Annotated in this window: 27 protein-coding genes (1 of these 27 only partly in view); 3 read left to right on the top strand and 24 right to left on the bottom strand. The window is 42.7% G+C overall.

Translation table 11 applies throughout. From position 1 onward, the window contains the following. From ispD to FXV78_RS17890, 16 genes are all read right to left on the bottom strand, one after another. Nucleotides 1-512, bottom strand: the 5' portion of a protein-coding gene (gene ispD, locus FXV78_RS08870) for a 2-C-methyl-D-erythritol 4-phosphate cytidylyltransferase (protein WP_004840929.1). The gene continues 196 nt to the left of window position 1, outside the view; only the first 512 of its 708 coding nucleotides appear in the window; it begins with the start codon at nt 510-512; the stop codon falls past the left edge of the window. 5 nt (nt 513-517) lie between these two features. Next, nucleotides 518-1,543 carry a tRNA (adenosine(37)-N6)-threonylcarbamoyltransferase complex transferase subunit TsaD gene (gene tsaD / locus FXV78_RS08865; protein ID WP_004840931.1) on the bottom strand — a complete coding sequence of 342 codons (1,026 nt, stop codon included), beginning with the start codon at nt 1,541-1,543 and terminating at the stop codon, nt 518-520. Nucleotides 1,544-1,558: 15 nt separating this feature from the next. After that, on the bottom strand, nt 1,559-2,464 hold the full coding sequence (locus tag FXV78_RS08860; protein WP_004840932.1) for a ribonuclease Z: 906 nt from the start codon (nt 2,462-2,464) through the stop codon (nt 1,559-1,561). A gap of 1 nt (nt 2,465) precedes the next feature. Continuing rightward, entirely contained in the window at nt 2,466-2,699 is a 234-nt protein-coding gene (locus tag FXV78_RS08855; protein ID WP_004840934.1) for a hypothetical protein, read from the bottom strand. A gap of 130 nt (nt 2,700-2,829) precedes the next feature. Then, complete coding sequence (gene tsaB / locus FXV78_RS08850) at nt 2,830-4,020, bottom strand: tRNA (adenosine(37)-N6)-threonylcarbamoyltransferase complex dimerization subunit type 1 TsaB (protein WP_004840935.1); 1,191 nt, start codon at nt 4,018-4,020, stop codon at nt 2,830-2,832. 75 nt (nt 4,021-4,095) lie between these two features. Then, nucleotides 4,096-4,524: a tRNA (adenosine(37)-N6)-threonylcarbamoyltransferase complex ATPase subunit type 1 TsaE gene (gene tsaE, locus FXV78_RS08845; RefSeq protein ID WP_004840938.1), complete on the bottom strand. Its 429-nt coding sequence runs from the start codon at nt 4,522-4,524 to the stop codon at nt 4,096-4,098. A gap of 106 nt (nt 4,525-4,630) precedes the next feature. After that, nucleotides 4,631-5,809: a phosphoribosylaminoimidazolecarboxamide formyltransferase gene (locus FXV78_RS08840; protein WP_009245326.1), complete on the bottom strand. Its 1,179-nt coding sequence runs from the start codon at nt 5,807-5,809 to the stop codon at nt 4,631-4,633. Between the two features lie 32 nt (nt 5,810-5,841). Further along, nucleotides 5,842-6,555, bottom strand: a complete 714-nt coding sequence (locus FXV78_RS08835) for an IMP cyclohydrolase (protein ID WP_004840942.1) — start codon at nt 6,553-6,555, stop codon at nt 5,842-5,844. 131 nt (nt 6,556-6,686) lie between these two features. Beyond that, nucleotides 6,687-8,018 carry a hemolysin family protein gene (locus tag FXV78_RS08830; protein WP_004840943.1) on the bottom strand — a complete coding sequence of 444 codons (1,332 nt, stop codon included), beginning with the start codon at nt 8,016-8,018 and terminating at the stop codon, nt 6,687-6,689. Nucleotides 8,019-8,084: 66 nt separating this feature from the next. Then, nucleotides 8,085-9,491, bottom strand: a complete 1,407-nt coding sequence (locus tag FXV78_RS08825; RefSeq protein WP_004840946.1) for a hypothetical protein — start codon at nt 9,489-9,491, stop codon at nt 8,085-8,087. Between the two features lie 22 nt (nt 9,492-9,513). Next, a complete protein-coding gene (locus FXV78_RS08820; RefSeq protein WP_004840948.1) occupies nt 9,514-9,912 on the bottom strand; it encodes a GntR family transcriptional regulator in 399 nt (132 codons plus the stop codon). 20 nt (nt 9,913-9,932) lie between these two features. Continuing rightward, entirely contained in the window at nt 9,933-10,166 is a 234-nt protein-coding gene (locus FXV78_RS08815; protein ID WP_009245330.1) for a hypothetical protein, read from the bottom strand. A gap of 93 nt (nt 10,167-10,259) precedes the next feature. After that, nucleotides 10,260-11,255: an asparaginase gene (locus tag FXV78_RS08810; protein WP_004840952.1), complete on the bottom strand. Its 996-nt coding sequence runs from the start codon at nt 11,253-11,255 to the stop codon at nt 10,260-10,262. A 94-nt stretch (nt 11,256-11,349) separates the two neighbouring features. Then, nucleotides 11,350-11,712, bottom strand: coding sequence for a hypothetical protein (locus FXV78_RS08805; RefSeq protein WP_004840955.1), 363 nt, complete (start codon nt 11,710-11,712; stop codon nt 11,350-11,352). 140 nt (nt 11,713-11,852) lie between these two features. After that, nucleotides 11,853-12,812 (bottom strand): biotin synthase BioB, encoded by a 960-nt coding sequence (bioB, locus tag FXV78_RS08800; protein WP_004840956.1) that lies wholly within the window; start codon nt 12,810-12,812, stop codon nt 11,853-11,855. A 67-nt stretch (nt 12,813-12,879) separates the two neighbouring features. Then, nucleotides 12,880-13,095: a hypothetical protein gene (locus FXV78_RS17890; RefSeq protein WP_039959324.1), complete on the bottom strand. Its 216-nt coding sequence runs from the start codon at nt 13,093-13,095 to the stop codon at nt 12,880-12,882. Here FXV78_RS17890 and FXV78_RS08795 point away from each other — a divergent pair. Continuing rightward, on the top strand, nt 13,012-13,356 hold the full coding sequence (locus FXV78_RS08795; protein WP_081448179.1) for an ATP-binding protein: 345 nt from the start codon (nt 13,012-13,014) through the stop codon (nt 13,354-13,356). The two genes, FXV78_RS17890 and FXV78_RS08795, sit on opposite strands and share 84 nt — an antisense overlap. A 66-nt stretch (nt 13,357-13,422) precedes the next feature. On the opposite strand, the gene FXV78_RS08790 is transcribed toward FXV78_RS08795, so the two are convergent. Beyond that, nucleotides 13,423-14,613: a helix-turn-helix domain-containing protein gene (locus FXV78_RS08790; RefSeq protein ID WP_004840962.1), complete on the bottom strand. Its 1,191-nt coding sequence runs from the start codon at nt 14,611-14,613 to the stop codon at nt 13,423-13,425. A 184-nt stretch (nt 14,614-14,797) separates the two neighbouring features. On the opposite strand from FXV78_RS08790, the gene FXV78_RS08785 reads away from it, so the two are divergent. Then, the gene (locus tag FXV78_RS08785; RefSeq protein ID WP_004840963.1) at nt 14,798-16,042 is read left to right on the top strand and encodes an MFS transporter; all 1,245 of its coding nucleotides are present in this window, start codon (nt 14,798-14,800) and stop codon (nt 16,040-16,042) included. 30 nt (nt 16,043-16,072) lie between these two features. On the opposite strand, the gene FXV78_RS08780 is transcribed toward FXV78_RS08785, so the two are convergent. The 3 genes from FXV78_RS08780 to FXV78_RS08770 form a co-directional block, all read right to left on the bottom strand. Continuing rightward, nucleotides 16,073-16,882 carry an SDR family NAD(P)-dependent oxidoreductase gene (locus tag FXV78_RS08780; protein ID WP_039959325.1) on the bottom strand — a complete coding sequence of 270 codons (810 nt, stop codon included), beginning with the start codon at nt 16,880-16,882 and terminating at the stop codon, nt 16,073-16,075. Between the two features lie 116 nt (nt 16,883-16,998). Beyond that, the gene (locus tag FXV78_RS08775; protein WP_004840967.1) at nt 16,999-18,030 is read right to left on the bottom strand and encodes a YeiH family protein; all 1,032 of its coding nucleotides are present in this window, start codon (nt 18,028-18,030) and stop codon (nt 16,999-17,001) included. Nucleotides 18,031-18,039: 9 nt separating this feature from the next. Then, nucleotides 18,040-18,936 carry an NAD(P)/FAD-dependent oxidoreductase gene (locus tag FXV78_RS08770; RefSeq protein ID WP_039959326.1) on the bottom strand — a complete coding sequence of 299 codons (897 nt, stop codon included), beginning with the start codon at nt 18,934-18,936 and terminating at the stop codon, nt 18,040-18,042. Between the two features lie 161 nt (nt 18,937-19,097). On the opposite strand from FXV78_RS08770, the gene FXV78_RS08765 reads away from it, so the two are divergent. Then, nucleotides 19,098-19,988: a LysR family transcriptional regulator gene (locus FXV78_RS08765; protein WP_004840971.1), complete on the top strand. Its 891-nt coding sequence runs from the start codon at nt 19,098-19,100 to the stop codon at nt 19,986-19,988. A 206-nt stretch (nt 19,989-20,194) separates the two neighbouring features. Here the strand turns inward: FXV78_RS08765 and FXV78_RS17885 are convergent, their stop codons facing one another. From FXV78_RS17885 to FXV78_RS08745, 4 genes are all read right to left on the bottom strand, one after another. After that, on the bottom strand, nt 20,195-20,431 hold the full coding sequence (locus tag FXV78_RS17885; protein WP_004840974.1) for a hypothetical protein: 237 nt from the start codon (nt 20,429-20,431) through the stop codon (nt 20,195-20,197). A 24-nt stretch (nt 20,432-20,455) separates the two neighbouring features. After that, nucleotides 20,456-20,791 carry a hypothetical protein gene (locus FXV78_RS08755; protein WP_004840975.1) on the bottom strand — a complete coding sequence of 112 codons (336 nt, stop codon included), beginning with the start codon at nt 20,789-20,791 and terminating at the stop codon, nt 20,456-20,458. Then, a complete protein-coding gene (locus FXV78_RS08750; RefSeq protein ID WP_131588772.1) occupies nt 20,763-21,485 on the bottom strand; it encodes a HipA domain-containing protein in 723 nt (240 codons plus the stop codon). Before FXV78_RS08750 ends, FXV78_RS08755 begins: the two co-directional genes overlap by 29 nt. Before the next feature lie 321 nt (nt 21,486-21,806). Beyond that, the gene (locus FXV78_RS08745; protein ID WP_004840978.1) at nt 21,807-22,880 is read right to left on the bottom strand and encodes a PDDEXK nuclease domain-containing protein; all 1,074 of its coding nucleotides are present in this window, start codon (nt 22,878-22,880) and stop codon (nt 21,807-21,809) included. Nucleotides 22,881-22,910: the final 30 nt, after the last annotated feature.

The following is a 22,910-nucleotide window of genomic DNA, read 5'->3' as shown; positions in this document are numbered from 1 at the left end:
GAAAATACCTGCGGGGTCTGTATCATCCACACTGTGCTTCTGTCCGGTGTTGTCTGAACGTACTCTTTTTCATCCGCGATTTTGATGGTGTCTTTGACCGGCATACCAACTACACATGCTTTTTCTTTCTGTACCTGCTCATACACACGCTCTATCATCTCCTCATCTACAAACGGCCTGGCACCATCGTGAATGAAGAGACAGCCTTTATTTTCTGCTGCCTGGATTCCATTCCAGACAGAAAGATAACGCTCTGCCCCTCCGGCAAGTATTTTTCTTACTTTTGTAAGCTGATATTTTTCTACAATCTCTTTCCGGCAGTATTCGATTTCCTGTTCTCCTGTCACTAACAGGATTTCGTCAATAAGAGGAGATTCCTGAAATGCGTGCAGGGAATAATAGAGGACCGGTTTTCCACACAGATCCAGATACTGTTTTTGTATTTTGGTCCCCATCCGCGTTCCTCTGCCTGCTGCCAGAACGATTGCTGTTACAAATTCTTTTTCTTTCATATCCTTTATCTTTCTCCGAGTTTCAGATTCGGAACTGCGTTTAGATCCAGCCCGTGCCTTGTTCCTGCCAGATATTCATAATATGCAGCCACTCCGATCATAGCTGCATTATCTGTACAGAAAATCGGTGACGGGTGATAAAATTTCACACCACGTTTTTCGCAAGCCTCCTGCATTGCCTGGCGAAGGGCGCTGTTGGATGCCACACCGCCTGCAATCGCAAACTTGTTCATTCCATATTTTTCTACTGCATGCATGGAGTTTTCTACCAAAACTTCCACAACCGCTTTCTGGAAGGATGCCGCAATATCTGCCGGATTATAGGACTCTCCTTTCATCTTGCATCCATTGATATAATTCAATACTGAAGATTTCAGACCGCTGAAGCTGAAATCATATTCTGAATCCATATGCGCCTTTGGGAACTGAATGGCATCCGGATTTCCTTCTTTTGCGATCCGGTCGATTTTAGGCCCGCCCGGATAACCAAGTCCGATTGCTCTCGCCACTTTATCGTAGGCTTCTCCCGCCGCATCATCACGGGTACGTCCCAGTATTTCATATTTTCCATATTCTTTCACACAGACCAGATGGGTATGTCCGCCGGATACCACAAGGCATAAAAACGGCGGCTCCAGGTCTGGATTTTCAATATAATTGGCGGAAATATGCCCCTCGATATGGTGCACCCCTACCAACGGAAGATTTTTTGCGTAGGCAATCGCTTTTGCCTCCGCCACACCGACAAGGAGAGCCCCCACAAGTCCCGGACCGTAAGTTACCCCGATTGCATCGATATCGTCCAATGTCACGTTTGCCTCTTTTAAAGCTTCCTCTATCACCTGATTGATCTTTTCAATATGCTTTCTGGATGCGATCTCCGGCACAACGCCCCCGTACAGTTTGTGCAGTTCAATCTGGGAAGAAATGACATTGGAGCGCACTTCTCTTCCGTTGTGGATCACTGCTGCCGCTGTTTCATCACAGGAGCTCTCGATCGCTAATATATTGATATCTCTGATTTCTTTCATACTGCAAACCTCTTTCTACTCAAATGCCAGTTCTCTGGACATTCTGTCTTTTCCTGCCTTGGCTTCCGGGAAGATCCGGCGCACTTCATCCATATACTCTTCCGGTCTTGTCAGGGACGGACTGTAATGTGTCAGCCACATCTCTTTCACCTGTGCGTCCTTTGCCAGATGCGCCGCTTCATAAAATGTCATGTGCTTGTATTCTACTGCTTTTGCTGCTTTTTCTTTTTCTCCATACATCCCTTCGCAGATAAACAAGTCAGAATCCTTCGCATTTTCCCGGATAGAGTTCGTCGGTCTCGTATCTGTTGTATACGTAAGTTTTAACCCTTTTCTCGGCGGTCCAAGCACCATATCCGGAGTCAGGATTCCATTTTCCGTCTCGATCGTTTCACCTTTTTGAAGATGCTTCCAATACTTCTGCGGAATTTCCTGTTCTTTTGCACGCTCCACATCAAATTTTCCTGCACGGTCGATCTCCATTGTATAACCATAGCAGAGAACGTTATGGTTCACCCGAAATGCTTTCAGACGATATCCGTTTAATTCGAAAGTCTGCTCTGCCCCTTCAATTTCTTTATAAATGATCGGAAACGGCAGTTCCGGAGCAATGACCCGCAGAGCAGATACCACACGCTCCAGCCCTTTTGGTCCGATCAAAGTCAGCGGTTCTTTCCGATCTGCATTTCCCATGGTGAGAAGAAGTCCAGGAAGCCCACTGATATGATCTCCGTGATAATGTGTAAAACAGATCACATCAATCGGCTTAAAGCTCCACCCTTTTTCTTTAATCGCAATCTGCGTTCCTTCCCCGCAGTCGATCAGCAGGCTGCTGCCGTTGAACCGTGTCATCAGCGACGTCAGCCAGCGATAAGGAAGCGGCATCATTCCGCCGCTTCCAAGCAAACATACATCTAACATATCATCCCTCTATTTCCACCGGTATCAGAAACGATTGGAGAAGTGCATCATAGCACGTTTCGCACAGATCAAAGGCATGTCTCTCTCCGTCTTTTTCTGAGAAATATCCCCACTCGTAGTCCACACGGAACACCCCTTTCATCTCATGTCCACCGGATACCGGAATTTCTTTTCCACATTTATTACAAATAATTTTACTGATTTCTTTTCGTTCTTTTAATTCATACTGGCGCATAAAATTTCCTCCTGTGATTTTCGGATTTTCTTTTTGCTACGCCTACATTATAGCCGGATATCGCCGCAATTCCTACTGGGAACTGCTTCCGGCACTTCCAGTGATTCTATAAGCATTCTTTTGAAATCCATCAGACATCTGCACCGAGCTGTCTGCTCATCAAAACCGCATCTTCAGACGGGTTAACATAAAATCCCTGTCGAATGCCATCCTCCACGAATCCGTTTTTCGTATAGAAGCTGCGCGCCGCCTCATTACTCTCCCTCACATCCAGAAGAAGCTTTTCCATCTTGTGTTCTTCACAATAGTGTTCAAGCGCCTGCATCAGTTTACCGGCAGCCCCTTGTCTGCGTGCTTCTTTCTGCACCGCAATTCTTGCGATCTCCGCTTCGTCCGCCGCATGATATGCAAGCAGATATCCCAAAAGATGTCCTGCTTTTTCCGCCGCAAAGCAAACAGACTGCTTCTGCTGCACAGTCTCCAACACGCTTTTTTCACTCCATGAATCCGAAAAAATCTGCTGCTCCATCTCCGCAACTGCCGCAGAATCTTCCACTTTCAACTCTCGTACTATAATCTCTGCTTCTTTCTCACGCTGAGCGCGTTCCCGCTCTGCCTGAGAAACACGCAGATAATCCGGACGATGCTCCTCTGCTGTCTCAAATTTTCCTGATTTGTAATACTGGATTGCCAAAGTTCCTACAACAGCAGCTCTCTGCCGGTTCATATACGCAGGTGCAAAAGAATACGGAACAGTCAGTTTTTCTGCCAGTACATTTTCATAGACCGGCACTCCGTCTCCCAAAAATACGACCGGACGGCGATAGCGGTTCAGCCGTTCTGCCAGTTCTTCAATAGAAACCGCCATCTGCATCTTGATCACCTGAAAAACCGGTTCTACCAGATTCCTCCCTTCTTTTTCTCCTGCTTTTTTTGAAAATGTATAAATTCCAGTATATACCTGATTACGTCTTGCATCCATGATCGGACAGATAATATCCTCACACCCGAACACATTATACGCAAGTCCATCCACAGTCGGCACATGGATCAATGGTTTATTCAGTGCAAGTCCCAGCCCTTTCGCTGTCGCAGAACCAATCCGAAGTCCGGTGAAAGATCCCGGTCCTCCTGCCACTGCAATCGCATCGATCGTACCCAGATCCAGCTCTGTCATCTTTACTACTTCATCGATCATAGGAAGCAATGTCTGTGAATGTGTCTTTTTATAATTGATCGTATATTCTGCAACAGTCTGAGTCTCTTCCACGACTGCAACAGTCGCAGTCAGCCCTGAACTGTCAATTGCCAATACCCGCATATTCTCTTTCCTTTCCTTTTCTTTTTTGTATCCTCTATGTTACCGTGTTTTTCTAAATTGTGCAAACAGATTTGCCTAAACTGTTTCCTCCACAGTAATTTTTCGATAATCAAACCCTTCTTCCAGATTCTTCTCGATCGTGATCTCCGTCCGTTTTTGGGGAAGTATCTCCTCAATTAAGTTTGCCCATTCGATCAGGGAAACACCTTCCCCCATCACATAATCTTCGAATCCCACTTCATCCATTTCTTCCACATCTCCAATGCGATATACGTCAAAATGATAAAACGGCAGTCTGCCTTCCTCATACACCTGTACGATCGTAAATGTCGGACTATTAACCGGCTCTGTAATTCCAAGACCGGCCGCAAAGCCCTGCGTAAACACAGTTTTCCCAACACCAAGATCTCCGGTCAGCGTAAACACCTGCCCCGGATATGCCTTCTCGCCCAGTTCTTTTCCAAGCTGAAATGTCTCCTGTGCGCTTCTTGTTTCTATTATCATCGCTTCTTCCCTCCATCAGACATCATTTATCTTCTATCATTTCTTATACAAAAAATCCGTATGCCGGGTACTTGAAATTTCCCCGTCATACGGATTTTACCACATTTTAGTGATGGAATAAACGAATTCCTGTAAATGCCATTGCCATTTTGTATTTATTACATGTTTCGATCACATTGTCATCTCTTACAGAACCGCCCGGCTGTGCGATATATTTAACACCGCTTCTGTGTGCACGTTCAATGTTATCCCCAAATGGGAAGAATGCATCTGAACCAAGTGCCACGTCTGTCATCTGATCCAGCCATGCTCTCTTTTCTTCTCTTGTGAATACTTCCGGTTTTACTTTGAAGATATTCTCCCATGCTCCATCTGCCAGAACATCCATGTAATCTTCTCCGATATACAGATCGATTGCGTTGTCTCTGTCCGCACGTTTGATTCCGTCTACAAACTGCAGCCCTAATACCTGCGGGCTCTGACGCAGGAACCAGTTGTCCGCTTTTGTTCCTGCCAGTCGTGTACAGTGGATTCTGGACTGCTGTCCTGCTCCGATTCCGATCGCCTGTCCGTCTTTTACATAGCATACAGAGTTAGACTGTGTATACTTCAGTGTGATCATAGAAATCGCCAGATCTCTTTTTGCTGCTTCCGGAATCTCTTTATTCTCTGTCACAACATTTGCAAATAATGCATCGTCGATCACCAGCTCATTTCTTCCCTGCTCAAACTGGATACCAAATACATCTTTGTGTTCGATCGGTGCCGGAACATAGTTTGGATCGATCTGGATCACATTATAATTTCCCTTTTTCTTCTCTTTGAGGATTTCCAGTGCCTCCGGCTCATATCCCGGTGCGATCACACCGTCAGATACTTCTCTTTTAATCAGCTTTGCAGTCGATACATCACACACATCAGAGAGTGCAATAAAATCTCCAAAGGAAGACATTCTGTCTGCACCTCTTGCTCTTGCATAAGCACATGCAAGCGGAGAAAGCTCTCCGAGATCATCCACCCAGTAGATTTTTGCAAGTGTATCGCTCAGAGGGAGTCCCACTGCTGCCCCTGCCGGGGATACGTGCTTGAAAGAAGTCGCCGCCGGAAGTCCGGTTGCTTTTTTCAGCTCGGATACCAGCTGCCATCCGTTAAATGCGTCCATGAAGTTGATATATCCCGGTCTTCCGCAGAGAACCTCGATTGGAAGGTCTCTTCCATCATTGACTGCGATCTTTGCCGGTTTCTGGTTCGGGTTACATCCATATTTTAATTCTAATTCTTTCATTTTCTTCTCCTTTATCCACACTCTGCCTCTGATTATTGATTTTTATTCACAATCTTTGTCTCGATATCCCCAGTTGCAATATCGATATAGCGAACGAACAGAGAAACCTTGTTCTCTTCATTCAGACTGTTCCACAGAAGATCTGTAAATTCTTCGATTCTGTTCGGTACAGAAATCAGTTTTGGCTCTCCTTCAAAACTCGGAAGCGGATTGCCGTCATGCATATATGTATGAATAAAGTGTCCTTCTCCGGCAACCGGGTTCTCGTATGCAAATGTGTAACGGTTGCAGGCATCCGGATTTCCGTTATTGCTCTTTAAGATGGACATTGCATAGTTGTATGTTCCATTCTCAAGATGCATAATTCCGGAAATACGAGGTGTATAGTTCGGACCATCCGGCTCAAACTCTCTGCTTCTGAGAGACTGTTCAAATGTCATCTGCTTGTCCATGCCCTCGTAGATTGTATCTGTCTGATCTCCGTTTGTCACGATCGTCTTATTGCCCAGTACACGAACCGGTGCATAAATGATCAGGCTCGGATCTGTCAGCTTGGAAGGATCAAATGCCTGTGTGCGGATTCCCTGTCCTTCTTCTACAAAAACACGATTGCGGCTGTTTTCGCTTCTTCCCATGATAAAATAAGCGGCAACCGCTTTTGTTCCATCTTCGCTTTTTCCAAGGATGATTCCTCTTCCCGGATAAGAATTACTTTTCAATTCCTGCTCGATTGATAACATTTTCATATAGATGGTCTCCTTTGATTACGAATTCTATTTATAAATACAGCCTTATTATAACTTTGAATTTATTAGAATTCAATATAAATCCACCTTTTCCAGAGCGTCTGTTACTTACTTTTCCTAATAATTACTTATTACTTTTCTGATACATGCCCCATGCACCTGGAAACATGTACCCTCGCAATGCGGTTATCTTTCACCTGTTCTACACGCAGCTGCCACTCACCTGCCAAAACAGAGGCCTGCTCATTTTCTTTTGGAATATATCCCAGATTTTCAATCATGTAGCCCGACAGTGTGTCATAGTTTTCCGAGAACAGAGACAACGGCAATTCCTCGTTCAAATCTTCCAGCAGGATACCTCCGTCTACCAGGTACTCTTCATCCGAAAGCTGCTGGATTTCCGGTTCTTCGACTTCATCTTCTTCGTGAATATCTCCCATGATTGCCTCCACCAGATCCTCTACTGTAATGATTCCGGAGAATCCACCATACTCATCCACCAACACCGCCATATGCCTTCTGGATGCCTGAAGTTCCCGAAACAGATCATCGGCATCTTTTGTATCCGGCACAAAAAACACATCTCTCAATAGCCCGCGGATCTCAATTTCTCCGGTCGTTTTTTTCCGCATTTCGATCATCACATCTTTGGCATGAAGAATTCCGATAATATTGTCCACAGTTTCTTCATAAACCGGAATTCTCGAATGTCTGGATTCCAGAACTGCATCCAGAATCTCCTCATCCGGATCCTCAATATCCACAGCAAACACTTCTCTTCTCGGCACCATCAGCTCTCTTGCGCTCTTATCGCCGAAAGAAAATACCGAGTTGATCATTTCCCGTTCGCTGTCTTCGACCGTACCGGATTCTGCTCCCATCTTCAGCATTGCTTTGATTTCTTCCTCTGTAACGATCTCTTCCTGATCTTCCGTCTTCATGCGGAGCAATTTTAACACTCCCTTTGTCGAGATAGAAAGCAGTTTGATAAACGGAGACAAAATCTTAGAAATATAATGGATCGGCATCACTGTGATCATACAGAACTGTTCTGCCTTCTGCAGCGCGATCCTCTTTGGCACAAGTTCTCCGAATACCAGATTAAAAAACATCAAAACAAGCGTCACTCCATTTGACGCAATCGCTGTACTATATGGAATTCCTCTTTGTTCCATCCATGCACTCAATACCGGTGAAATGCTCGACGCCGCTGAAGCACTGGAATAGAATCCGGCAAATGTAATTGCTACCTGAATCGTTGAAAGAAACTTCGTGGAATCTTCGAAAAGACCTTGGATAACGACTGCTTTTTTATTGCCCTCTGCGGCAAGACTGCGGATCCGGTTGTGATTCACGGAAACAACTGCCATCTCTGCTCCGGCGAAAAAAGCATTCATCAATGTGAAAAATAATAAGATACATAAGTCAAAAATAATCTTGTTCCCTGCAGGGTCTGCGTCCATAAAAATACTCCTCCTAAAAATCACTTCAAATTTTTAGGAGAAGTATATCACGAAAAAAATATGAAATCAAGAGGAAAGTTCCTCGTACCATTCCTGCACTTTCCCGGATTCTTCACTGTTGACAAAAACTGTATATTCCGGAAGTTTGATCTTTAAAACCGGTGTTTCTCCACGCCGGATATAAAACATCGCCTTTCCGGACTCTTCGCCTTTGAATTTTCCAAGAAGCTGGCGGCTGTCAGAAAGTCCGTTAATCCTCACAAAATCTTCTTCCGGCAAGTCTTCCAGAAGCTCTGCATCTTCTATCTCTTTCTTGTCAAAAGAAATCCCATATTCAGCACTTCTGACTGTCACCTGGTTTCCATCTATAGATAGCTGCGGACGGATAAAATCCATCCCAAAAAACACAACAACCAGCCACAAAACGCCGATGACGATCACACTCCCCAGTGCTCCTGTCAGATAACGGACACCCGGTTTTCCCATATTAAAAGAATAGTTCGAACTGCACATTCTGTCAGGAACCACCCAGCGTCTGTCCCGTGGATTGTTATACCAGCCATTTTTCCAGTAAATATCATCATCCACATAGGAAAGCGGCTCTTCTGTTTTCAAAAGCTCCTGCCGCTTTTTCATCATCCACAGGATTGCCGCAAGTATAAACAGACCGCCTGCCATGCTGAATATGACACAAATGATCGTATCCACAACATCCAGATATCCTTTACGGGAAATCTGCCAGAGAATTTCTCCCATACCGATCAGACTTGTATATGTTCCCACAAGCCAGATCCATGCCCACATTCTTCTCTCCCTGACATGGATCGCTGTATTGATCTGCGTATTTTCACTGTATGCGTCACACCGTCTGCGGTTGGTCCAGATGTGCAATACCCAGAATAAACCTGCCGTCAGCAGTGCCATTCCCGGAACCAGTATATTTGCTGCCTCTTCCTGTACCCATCTTCGCATCCCCGGCAAAAAACAAAGCCATGCCAGGATCACAACTGCAGGCAGATGCCAGACTGCCGGAATCCGCTTCTCCTCTGCCTTTGCACTTGCTCCGATATCGATCACAACGATGTCCGCACCTTCTGCTGCAAACCACTGATGCTTTACTTTGATGTCATAAAGTTTCCGATGATTCATACAGAGAAAGCCCATACTTCCGATCGTAAACTCAAAAATCCAGAACATCCATCCAAACATAAAGATGGAAGTATAGCTAAATGCCAGCAGACCTGACAGTACGGCACCTGCCACATTCCACCAGTAAAATTTTTTCATTCGAACTGCATACTGCTCCATCAATGACTGGACTTCCGGATCTTTCTGTGCTTCTTTTGGCATATGGATCCCAAAGAGCATACCGTTTTCATACTTCATCTTTGTTCCGTAAACCAGCGCAAAACATCCCACGACCAAGAGATTCACAAACAGAGCCATCACACACATCATAATCTCGTATCCCATACATCATGCACCGTCCTTCCCCTTATCCAAACTGGAGACTTCCGGTCTGCCCGGATAAATTCTCAAAAATTGTCTCACACAGCTGCAGAAACTCCTGCTCGTTCATTCCCTTTATTTTTGCCTCTGCACCCAGAAGTGCAAGCTCTCCTTCCAGTTTTTCCCGGAAAACTCCCGCCGTATCCTCCACCGGATTCACAACTGCACCTCTTCTTCTGTCAATCTCAATAAACCCTTCCGCCTTCAACAGCTGATAGGTTTTATTTACCGTCATGGTGTTGACTCCCGCATCTGCCGCCATCTGCCGAACAGTCGGAAGCTTTTCCCCGACCTTCAATGCACCCGTGCCGATTCCCATCACAATCTGATTGCGCAGCTGCACATAAATCGGAGTAGCACTTGCCATATCCAATCGAATCAACATCCCTGTAGTCCCCTTTCTTTTTATTTTTTCTTCTTTTTATCCAGATTTGCACAATAATCTGCGGCACCACAGTTCGGACACTTTAATTTATATTCTCCCCAGCTGTGTGTGGCAAGAAACAGATTTTTCCACTCTGTCCGAAACGTATGTCCGCAGTGACGACACTGAAATCTACTGCCCGATTCTCTGACTGCCTGGCGGTACAGCGCATAGCCGGTGAGCAATGCGCCTCCTAAAAAGATCACGATCCACATTTTTACGTTCCTCCGTTTCATTAAAAAAGTATCATTTGTATTATCTATTATAATACAAACGATACTTTTGTCAATCTATACGCCGCATCCATTCTAATATTGATTGAAGATATTTCGAATCTGTTTTACATCTTTTGTGATCGTCAGTGCAAGCATCAAAAGAACCCTCGCTTTCTGCCCGGACAACGTATTCGCTCCAATGCAGACATCCATCGGATCAAACACTCTGTCATCAAATACAATTCCCTGTGACACTCTGGATGCCCTGACAAACACTGTTCCTTTTTCTGCCAGTTTCTCCATCGTTTTCATCCATTTCCGGTTATAATTACCGCTGCCGGATCCCACGATCACGATCCCTTCATGGGTCTCTGCCAGATAATCCAGGATTTTCTCATCTGCGCCTGCATAAAAATAAACCACGGCTACTTTCGCCAGACTTTCCAGCCTGCGCAGAGCAAAAATAGACTGCATGGTATGTGTCTTAAAGCTTCTGGAAAAGAAATACGCAGTCTCATCCTGCATATATCCCAGGCAGCCGAATGCGTTCTGATCAAATGCATCTGTCTTGTAATTATTTACTTTCTGAATATCTCTTCCGGAATAGATTGTGTTGGAAAACACAGCCATCACACCCTGTCCTCTGGCATCATCGCTGGCCGCCAGACAGACTGCCTGATACAGATTAAACGGTCCGTCTGCACTGGTGGCTGTGGCCGGACGCATTGCTCCTGTAAGTACTACGGGCTTCTGTGTATATACTGTCAGATTTAAAAAATATGCGGTCTCATCCAGGGTATCTGTTCCATGTGTGACCACAATTCCATCGATATCCGGACGGGCTGCCAGCTCATTGAGCTGATTCGCCAGCGTGATCCACTTCTCTTCATCCATCTCATTGCTGTCCACATTAAACAACTGTACCGTCTCAATATCTGCAACATTCCGAATCATCGGGATTGTCTCCAGAATCGACTCCACATTCATCTCTCCCGCATGATAGACTGCCGTCTTTCCCGCTTCTCCGGTTCCGGCTATGGTCCCGCCGGTTGCTGCTATTGCAATTGTTTTTTTCTGTTTGATCGTCATTCTCTCTTTAGTCCTTCCTCTAGTGAAAATACTTTCTGTTCTGAGTATAACGTCAGTCAGAAAGATTTACAAGGAGGAAACAAAAACTGCAGTTTTAGAATATCACTGCATACGCAATATGAAATACGATTCCTGCTGCAAAAACAACAGATAAGGATCTGTGCAGAAACATCCAGACAGATTTTTTCATCCGGCTTTTCAGGCAGGCCGCAAGAAGCAGAACAAGCAATACCATCCATACCAGCTTGCCACTGATCATCCCCGGGTTCTTACCTGCCATAATCCCATGCATAAGTCCTATAACAAGCAGCAGCCAGCCATATAACACATGCGGCTTCAGCAGTATCCGAAGTCCTTTTATTTTCTGCCCTGCCTTTGTTTTTTTCAGCGGAGCTGCCAGACACAATATGCACAGTAAAACTGCTGCTGTACTTAATACTTTACCCAATACAAACATTTTTCATCTCCTTGAAATTACTTTCATTTAACTTTTATTAGTTCTGGCTAACTTATTATAACAAAAAATATTTGTTTGTAAAGAAAAATAGAGAAAAAAATGAAATTCACTTCCACTTTTCCTCTATTTCCAAAGTTTCTTTATTTCACAATGTAACCGAGTTCTCCTAACATCTGTATATCCCGCTCAATGGTGATTCCCGCAGTTGTCAGCATGTCTCCTGAAATTGCAGCATTTGCCCCGGATGTAAAGCAGGATCTTCCTTTATCCGGGAGAAGCCCTCTTCCTCCTGCAAGGCGAATCCATGCATCCGGAAGCAAAAACCGGAAAACTGCAACGATCCGACGCATTTCTTCTGTCGTAAGAACCGGATTATGCTCATAAGGTGTCCCCGGAATTGGATTCAGTAAATTTACAGGCATGGATTTGACTCCTAATTTTCGGACTTCCAATGCAAGATCGATCCGGTCCTCCACGGTCTCTCCCAGTCCCATAATCCCTCCGCTGCATACTTCTATTCCGGCTTTCCAAGCTGCGCGGATCGCTGCGATCTTGTCTTCATAAGTATGAGTGGTACAGACATTCGGAAAATTCTGTCGGGATGTCTCCAGATTATTATGCACTCTTGTGACGCCTGCCTGTTTTAATTTTCGAAACTGAGTTTCATTCAAAAGGCCGCCGGACACACAGACCTTGATCTTTGATTCTTTGTGGATTTCCCGGACGCTTTCGCAGACATGTTCCACTTCCGTGTCATTCAATGCTTTTCCGGAAGTTACGATCGAATAACGCAGGACTCCTCTTTCTTCATTGTATTTCGCCTGCTCTTTGATCTTCTCCACTGCAAGCAGCGGATATTCTTCAATTTCTGTATGGTAACAGGCTGACTGTGCACAATATTTACAGTTTTCTGAACATCTGCCGCTCTTTCCATTAATGATCGTACAAAGATCAAATCGATTTCCACAAAACTGGTAACGGATCTCGTCTGCCGCAAGGCATAATTCCTCCAATGGTTCCCCATATAACTGCAAGGCCTCTGCCTTTGCAATCTGATTTCCCTGCAATACCTGTTCCTTTATTTCCTGTATCAAACTCATTGTTCTGCCTCCATGCTGATTTCTTTTTTTCAGTATAGTGCATGGATGCTTGATTGTAAACTTATTTTTAATTTAAGTTTACAATCTTCTCTACTTTTCTCAAAGAAACATGATATACAGAGAACAATACAAAACAGAAAACTGCAATCAGTAACAGAAGAATTCCAAGCGCTTTGATTTCGATTGCTGTTATCCTCCCATCATTTGTATAATCCATATCGACGATGTCAGTCTTTGTACACTGTTTGCCAACACACTGGACAATGCGATTGAAGCATGTCAAAAAATAGAAGCTCCGGACAGACGAAAACTGGAATTGAAATGCCGCTACACGGAAAACGGATATTTTAGTCTGGAACTGATCAATTCTAAAATCAATGAAATTGTAGTCCAAAAAAATCAGTATATTTCTGATAAAGAAGACAAATCTGCTCATGGAATCGGAATTTCTTCTATTCGGGATATTGTCGAAAAATATGAGGGGACACTGGATATTTCTTATGATGATACATCATTTAAGGTTGTAATCCTGATTGGAGGATGAGATCGTTTATTGGGGGAAACATATTATTTCCCCTATTTTGCTACCTAAAACGCGCTGATTGGAAAACTATAAAACAGGAATAAATCCCCCATATTTCCTCACCATCTCATATGCCTGCTTATATTGGCGTCTGTCTGTATACCACTCCAGTACATACGGCACATGAAATACCGCAAAACCAACAGGCAGTCTTGCTTTCATTTTCTCAAAACAAGGAAACAAAAGTTTTTCATATTCCTCTTCCTTCAGATAATTCTCATGTTCCAAACGATAGCGGACCAGTCGACACATTTCCACTTCCAACTGCTTCTCATCATCTGGATCATCCCCGAATTCTCCCATCCTCTCTGCGCGTTTTACAGCTTCTATCCCCTCCGCTTTTCTTCCATACGCTTCACAACAGATTGCAAGCTTATGCAAATCTAATATCGCGGGTTCTTCTACTTTTGAAAAATAGTCGTACGCTTTCTTATAGCTTCCAAGCGCCACCCATGTAGATGCCCGATTATAGTTGATCACCTTTAATATTTCTGTCTGATGTAGGTCTCTTGCCAGACGCGAAGCAATTTGATACTCTCTCTCCATATTTTCCAGTTCCTGCTGATTACTGTAGCAATTTCCGATGATAATGCGGCACTGCAGCATCAGCATCGCCATCCCTTCCTGGGCTGCCAGATTATAGCCCATTTGCAGATAAGAAATAGCTGATGCGTAATTCTGGCCTGTCTCATAAAGAATCTCCCCTGCCCGCATATACATAAACGGAATTGGAAGCAATGTGATTGCCTCATCCAGCCTTCCCTGCAGCATACGCAGAACAGCAAGCTGCCTGAAATCCAGGTAACGTTCCAATCCCTCTTCTATTTCATCTTTACGACTCTCATATACTGCTTCCAAAATGCAGGCATCTGCGATCAACGAACTGGAATACAACTTTTCCTTTTTCTCTTGAAATATTTCTTTTTGTTTTAAAAATTCTTGTATAGGATGCGTAAATAGAAATTCATACTGTACTTCCACAAAACTTTCTAAATCCTTTGTTTCTTTGTCATCAATCCACGGTAACTCTAACCGTTCCAGCAAAAGCTTCAAAATCTCTTCTGATACTTCCATCTTTCCCTGTTCAATTTTGGAAAGATAAGATACTGCACATATCCCATAACACAGACCTGACTGACTCCAGTTTCTTTTGATACGTTCCCGGCGAATCCGCATCCCTATCATTTTCCATACATTTTTTTGTTCGTGCTCTAACATGTTCCTATTCTCCGTTCATTTGCTAGCTCCATTATATCATCCTGTACAAAGAATGGATTCTTTTTTCAACATCTCTTTCTTTTCGTCTTTTACCTGAAAACTTTCATAAAATTTTCTCAATTTTCCCTTATTTTCTTTCTTTCATTCTTCCTGTATACTAAAAAACAGGAGGTGATATCACGATATGAAGAATCCCTTATGGACCAGAAATTTTTCTCTGTTGATTGCAGCTACAACTTTTGGATGTATGGGAGGAATTGTGGGCAATTTCGCATTGTCATTTCTTGTTTTCGATGAAACTGGAAGCACCTTTGCATCTGCTCTTGTAATCGCAATCCAATTGATCCCCAATTTTTTAATCCCACTGTTGGTTGCTCCCTGGATGGACCGCTTTCCCAGAAAACCATTTCTTGTATTTGGAGATTTCATCAATGGAATCTTTTATGCTCTTATGGGAATCTATTTGCTGTTTTTCGACTTTTCATACGTTGGTTATCTTGGATATTCTTTGCTTCTTGCTACACTGGGAAGTCTGGATGAACTGGCATATAACAGTATTTTTCCAAAGATCATACCAAGTGGAATGGAACAAAAAGGATATGCCATTTCTTCCATGTTATATCCCCTACTGCGTGTGATCATGCTGCCTCTGGCTGCAGTACTTATGGATACGATCGGTATGCCGTGGCTTTTTATCGGACAAGGATTATTTTCCATATGTGCTGCACTCATTGAAAACACAATTCAGTTGACGGAAGAAACACGTGTGTGTGAAAAAACATTTTCTTTTCAGGTATGGAAAGAAGATCTTCAAGAAGTTCTCCGCTATTTTAAAAAAGAACGTGGATTACAGGCTATTTACTACTATATGGCAGCCACAAATGGGGTCGCTTCCGGATATGCTCCCATTCTGGTCGCATTTTTCCGTACCGCCCCCGGAATGTCCGCCGCACTTTATTCTTTATTTTCCATTGCTGAATTTTTAGGACGCACCATCGGCGGAGTGGTGCAGTACCGGATTGAAATTCCAAAAAAGAAAAAATTCTACGTTACTTTTGCAGTCTATACCTTTTACGAATGCATGGATCTTATTCTGCTTTGGCTTCCATATCCTCTTATGCTCGTAAACCGTGCCTTTGCCGGTTTTCTCGGAACAAACAGCGCCACCTTACGTGTTGCCGCCGTCCAGTCTTACATTCCGGAATCCATGCGCGCCAGAATCAATGCATTTGAAAATATGATTCTGATGGCTGTCAGCAGCATCCTTTCTGTAATTGTAGGAGCTACTGCTGAAATCTTGGATTATCGGCTCTGCATGTCTTTTTTTGCTGCATGCTCTCTTCTCATCTGTTTCTGCACAATTTTCAGATGCCGGGCTGATGTAAAAAAGGTCTATGAAACAGACAAAAACCTCTCAGGAGCCGACTGACTCCCAAGAGGTTCTTTGTTTCGTTTTATTTTAGTATGTAGTAAATCCACCATCACTTGCAACAATGGAACCTGTAATGTGTCTTGCCTCATCACTTGCAAAATACAAAATCGTTGCTGCCTGCTCTTCCGGTGTCGCATTTTTCTTCTGCAACGTCTCTGTCTTTCCAGACAACATAGAATTCTTCAGCCATTCCATCGGATCTTTTCCCTGTGCTGCAATCTCTGCCATTCTCGTCTTAATATCTGCTGAACTTCTCTCTGTAAGCGGAGTATCTGTTCCTGCAGGGCAAATCGCATTACACGTAATTCCTTTTGTAGCATAGTCCACTGCCACTGCTTTTGTCAGTCCACTGACTGCATGCTTACTTGCAACATAAGCTGCTGCGGAAGGGAATCCACGCATTCCCGCAACACTGGACACGTTCACGATGGCTCCACCTGATGGCTGCATCAGCTTTACTTCTTCTCTGCAGCAGAAGAAACAAGAATTCAAATTTGCATCAATTACCTGGAACCAGTCATCATCCTCCAGTTCTTCTACCGTCTTAGAAGCACCAACGATTCCCGCATTATTCACTGCAACATCAAGTTTTCCGTATTTTTCCTGGATTTCTGCAAAAAGTGCCTTTACTGCATCTTTGTTGCTGACGTCACATTTCATGAATTCTCCTTTTCCACCAGCTTCTTCCATTGCTGCTACAACAGCCGCTCCACGCTCTTCGTTGCGCCCCACCGCAACAACTGTTGCACCTTCTTTTGCTGCGCGAATTGCAACCGCTCTTCCAATTCCGGAAGTAGCTCCTGTTACCAGCATAATTTTCTCATCAAAACGTCCCATAATAAAACCTCCAAAATTCATTCAATAGTGCTACTATATCACAATCCGGCAACGCTTTCTATGAAATTTGTATAAAATTTTGTATTTTTGGGTTTTTTAGTTTGTCGTTTTGACGATTACCATAAATTCAGCAGATGCTGCATACTGAGCGTTACCACGGTAATGCCAAGCCAACATGCCATTCCCATTAAAATTGGCTTTCCGCCACCTTTGATCAATTTCACTACATCCGTATGAAATCCAATTGCTCCCATTGCCATAATGATGAAAAACTTGGAGAGCTCTTTTAATGGCTGAAAAACTTCTGTCGGTACTCCTGCTGCTGTTGCTGCTGTCGTAATCAGACTTGCTCCGATAAAAAACAGGATAAAAAATGGAAACACTTTCTTCAGAGACACTTTTTCTCCGCTTTCTGTTTCAGCCTTCCGCGCCCTGCGTAATGCAAGTATCAATGTGATGGGAATAATCGCCAATGTTCTGGTCAATTTAACCGTCACTGCCTTATCCAGTGTCTGGCTTCCCAGATGATACATGCTGTCCCACGTAGAAGCCGCTGCAGTTACAGAAGAGGTATCATTCACCGCAGTACCTGCAAAAATTCCAAATGCTTCCCCGGATGTTGTTGAAAATCCAAGCGCTGTTCCCAGTACCGGAAAAATCAATGCTGCCAGAATATTAAACAAAAAAATCACCGAAATTGCCTGTGCTACTTCTTCTTCATCCGCATCGATAACCGGAGCTGTTGCTGCGATCGCTGATCCCCCACAAATCGAAGATCCCACCCCAACCAGTGTAGAGATTTTTTCCGGAATGTTCATTGTGCGATGCAAAATATAAGAAATCACCAATGATGTTGTAATGGTGCACACAATAATCGGCAAAGACTGTTTTCCCGTCTCCATCACAACCTCCAAATTGAGTCCGAATCCAAGAAGTACAACGGCATATTGCAATATTTTCTTCGAAGTATATTTTATGCCACATTCCAGTGAATCCCGTTTTTTAATCACCAATGCAAGTATCATTCCAATTAAAATCGCAAACACTGGTCCACCGACGACCGGAAACAATTTTCCCAAAACAGCTGAAGGCACTGCCAAAGCCAGACAAAAAAGTAATCCCTTCCCGTTTTTCTTTATAAAGTCCATATTTGCCTCCTATCGTGCTGCATGAATTGCTGCAATCGTTCCATCTGCTACTGCTGTAGATACTTGTCGTACCTGTTTTACACGAATGTCACCAACTGCATATACACCGGGTATTTCCGTCTGCATATTTTCATCTGTCGTAAGAAACCCATTGTCCAACCTGATCTCATTATATAATTCTGTATTCGGAACCGTACCTACATACACAAAAATTCCACATCCCGGATCTTCAATTGTCTCAATTGCTCCTGTTTTCTCATCCAAGATTTCCAATGACTCTACTTTTTCCACTCCGTACACAGCATGAAGTCTGGCGTGAAGCCGTAATTCAATGTTTGGGGTATGTGCTACTTTTTCCTGAAATTGTGCAATGCATCCCAACGTTTCTTCAAAATGGATGATTGTTACTTTTTCTGCAACCCCCGCCAGATACAGTGCTTCTTTTACCGCTCCATCTGCACCTCCGATCACATATACATGTTTTCCACGATACTTCATTGCATCTTTTGCTGCATTCATTCCGATTCCTCGTCCTGCCAGTTCTATTTCTCCCGGAATCCCCAGTTTTCTTGGTGATGTACCATTCGCTAAAATTACCTTCTTCGCACAATAACATTCTTTCTCTGTATAAATCCTTTTTTCCACCCCGGTCAATTCTACTTTTTTCACCTCGGTCTTCAGGATTTCTACCCCTGCATTTTCCGCCTGTTTCCTCAGGCGCTTTGCAAAGCTTTCCCCGGTTTCCCCCTCTACAATTGCCGCATAATGTGTGACAGCGGACACTCTTCGAATCAGTCCTCCGACCTGATTTTTTTCTAAAATTAGTGCTTTTTGTCCTCTGCTCACTGCATAAATTCCTGCACTGATTCCTGCCGGTCCTGCTCCTATGATTATAACATCATACATTTTCATATCCTCCTGTTTTTCGCCTTCCTCATTTTACTTTTCCCTGTTTTCATATATACTATAAATCGCTCCTATTATTTTGTAAAATTATAAGTATTGATTATATAATAAATATTTGTTATGGTTTAAGTATAAACACATCTGAAAAAGGAGAAACAATTATGTTGGATTTTCGCATGGAAACATTTCTGACTGTATGCAACGATATGAACTTTACACATGCTGCCGAGCACCTGAATCTGACACAGCCCGCAGTTTCCCAGCATATTAAACATCTGGAAAAGACCTACGGTACCGAACTTTTTATAAGAGATAAGAAAAAGCTCAGACTAACTCCTGCCGGAGAAATCTTACGTTCTGCTCTGGAGACCATGAGAAATGATGAAAATACGTTAAAAAAACGGATGCAGGAAAGTATAGAAGAAAAAAAAGTTCTGACCTTTGGCGTAACAATGACCATTGGCGAATATGCGATCGTACCTGCTCTTTCCCGTTTTATCAAAACACATCCGGATATGGATTTTCACATCCGATATGGCAACACGCAGACCCTTCTCACCTATCTTCACGAAGGAACGATCGATTTTGCAATTGTGGAAGGATATTTTAGCGGTGATCATTACGAGACACGTGTCTACAAAACAGAAGAATACATTGCTGTTTCCTCCGCCCATCACACATTTTCAAAACCAGTACACAATCTCCGAGACCTGACATCTGAACGTCTCCTGATTCGAGAACACGGCTCTGGTACCCGGGCAATCCTGACCAAAACACTGGCATTGAAAAATATGTCTGTCAAAGACTTCCGACATCTTGTGGAAATCGAAAACATCCACACGATCGTCACTCTGTTAAAAGAAGATTGTGGAATTTCTTTTCTCTATAAATCTGCAGTGGAACAAGAATTAAATGAAGGAATGTTAGTACAGATCCCACTATCTGATTTCATGATTATGCACGACTTCACCTTTCTGTGGAATAAAAACAGTATCTTTTCGCAGGAATATGATGCTGTTTTTAAAGAATTGAGAGGGGCTGTTGCAAAATAGATGAGTAAACATCTATGGAGCAATAGCTCCCTTTTTATGCCTAAAAGTAAAAAACGGACTCCGAAGAGTCCGCAATCCATGGTATAATTAAGTATGACAAAATACATAAAATACCATAAAAATTATACCGAATTTGGCGAGCCTTATCAACTGGTTTTGCCATTAAATTTGGAAGGTCTAGTTCCTGATGATGATTCTGTGGAAGATCAACGGTTTTTCAACATTTCTGACACGTTTGCTTTTTCAACACATTCCACTACGTGGGATGCCTCCAGCGTCTCACTCAACACCCAGGAAATGATTTTTCTTGAATACAGATCCATCACACTGGTATAACCTTCTGAAATTGTACATCCCTTAACATTTAAGTAACTGGAAATACTTAATTTCACCAGATTCTCAAATGTTGGTGCTGTAAATACATTATAAATACAAGGCTTCACATTACTCCGCATTACACTTTAAAGCTACATATGTTCAATATAAAATTCATCCTGACAACTTCGCCCCTCATTTTTTAATAGTAATTTATGCTCATCATATGAACGCATTCCATTCACACGAAGTATTTCCCCTATATTCTGTCTGCTACTTGGAATGATTCTACTCTGTACCCAACGCATACTCCAATCTGAATTCATGGTTCGGATACCTTTTTTCAAAAGTAACGACATCATAAACGGAGCTTCCTTTGGCGTAACATTTTCCGGAATCTCAATTGTGTATTTCTTTGCTTTCTCATCATAATTTAATATTCCGACAATTTTATTTCTATTATTTCTCCTGATTGCGTACCTGTTCAAAAAAACACCACCTTTTCCAAATCATCTCCCATATTTTATTCCTATGACCCTCCGATAAAACATGCTTTATACCACTAAAAATATAATCCTGATCTTCTTTTTTTAATTTCCAAATCTGTAAATCGTATCCTTTTGGTATCAATGACAGATTATACTCTAAAGATTTTGATCCAATATAATTATTAACCGGAAAATCTCTCATCACGTCCGTTTCTTCCAGAAGTTTTTCATTACCATATGTTGAAAACAATAACGATACTCCCTGATCAAACAAAGGAGCTATTCTCACACTATCGTCTTCATCATTTCTTAACACTTCCAGATTGCTTCCATGACGGTCTCTATTGGCAATCAAATAATCAATGCAAAACATCTGGTACATATATAATTCCCAATTGTTTCTTATTGCAAATTCTAACGGAGATTCATTTCCTTCTTTTTGCAAATCATAATACAAATCATATGCCAACTTTTCTTCATTATCCTTACGAAAGTTTTCCGAAACAGAAAGCCATGTTTCCTGTTCTTTTCCATCTATGATAATCTGCGCATGTATCAATTTATATTTCACATGGGGAATTCTCAAAATATCCATTACTCGACTTACAATCAATTCATTTACACATTCATGCCCAAATACACCGCGATAACTATCATAATTCGATAGTTTATAATATAATCTTTTTCCATTCACTTCTTCATATGCTTTCAGAAAACATCCCGGGGTTCCCGGTGACATTCATCAATGCTGACACAAATTCACATCAAAAACTCCCCAAGACCGAAGTCCTGAGGAGTCGAAAAATCTTTTTTGAAATTGTACGTTCCGAAACGTATAATTAACGTTTTGAGAACTGTGGTGCTCTACGAGCTGCTTTGAGACCGTATTGCGCGAGTTTTTGAGCTGTTTTTCCTTGATATTCCGGGCTTTTCCGGCTTTCTGCTTCTCGGTTATCCGGTATGCGAACCACAAAAATTGTCCCGATTCTTTATGAATAGCCAGGCACTTTTATTGTCAGCCTTCCGTATCTTTCCGCAGTTCACTTTCTATCTCATCAATCGAAGGCAGCGAACCTTTAAAATTCTCCGGTATCAGTTTTGACAATTCATATGCTGACACACCCAGAGGCTGACTGCTTGCTTCCAGTGCGTACTGTGCTTTTATATCATCCTTGGATTTACACACTAACAAGCCAAGTGTCGGTTCATCTTTCTCTGTTTTTAACTGATGATTAACCGCCACTACATAGGTTCCCAGCTGGCCAGCATAAGATGATTCAAATTCCGTGACCTTTACCTCAACTACTACATAGCAATGTAGGTGAATATGGTAAAACAACATATCAATGAAGTTCTCTGTCGAGCCAATTTCAATTCGATATTCCCGTCCCACAAAAGCAAATCCATTACCCAGTTCCAAAAGAAACTTCTGAATATTATCCATCAGTGCATCCTTCAGTTCCTTTTCGTTATAGCTTTGGGTCAAGGTAATGAAATCAAACTTATATGGATCTTTTGTGATCTCCTGTGCCAAATCGCTCTGCATGGCCGGAAGTGTCAAATTAAAATTTGTGATTGCCTTTCCCTGCCGCTCATAAAGATCGGTATCTAAAAAATTCAGCAATACTGCGCGCGACCAATTATTTTGAATCACTTGATTTACAAAGAACAATGCTTTTTTCGGATTTCCATTGCACTTATCAATAATAATCTTATGATGTCCCCACGGAATTGCAAAAAGCGGCTCAATTTCTTCGCTTCTGAAATCTTCCCCAAGTTGGGGAAGATTTGAAACTTCGCTATATAGTTCTGCAAATTTCTGCATATATCGTAAGTTTGTCTCCGAAAATGACTTTACATCCGGCAGTTCTCTACGCAGATCACGACTGATTGTTTTGTAAAAACTCTGTCCATAAGAGAACTTATCTTTTCTATCATGAAGTTCTTTTCCTAACTGCCAGTAAAATCTAAGCATCTCATCATTCACTTTCACCGCAGCCTTAATCTGGCTTTGATGAAAGCGTTTACTCACTTCGGAAATCCACTCTCTATATTGAGCATCCACTTCTACTAATTTATCCATATCCATCCCTCATATCCGTATCAGAATACTGTGTGC

Source organism: Mediterraneibacter gnavus ATCC 29149, from assembly GCF_008121495.1.
In the GTDB taxonomy this organism is placed as follows: Bacteria; Bacillota; Clostridia; order Lachnospirales; family Lachnospiraceae; genus Mediterraneibacter; species Mediterraneibacter gnavus.
The sequence above is the reverse complement of the archived record's forward strand: the minus strand, read 5'-3'. Positions and strand labels throughout refer to the sequence as shown.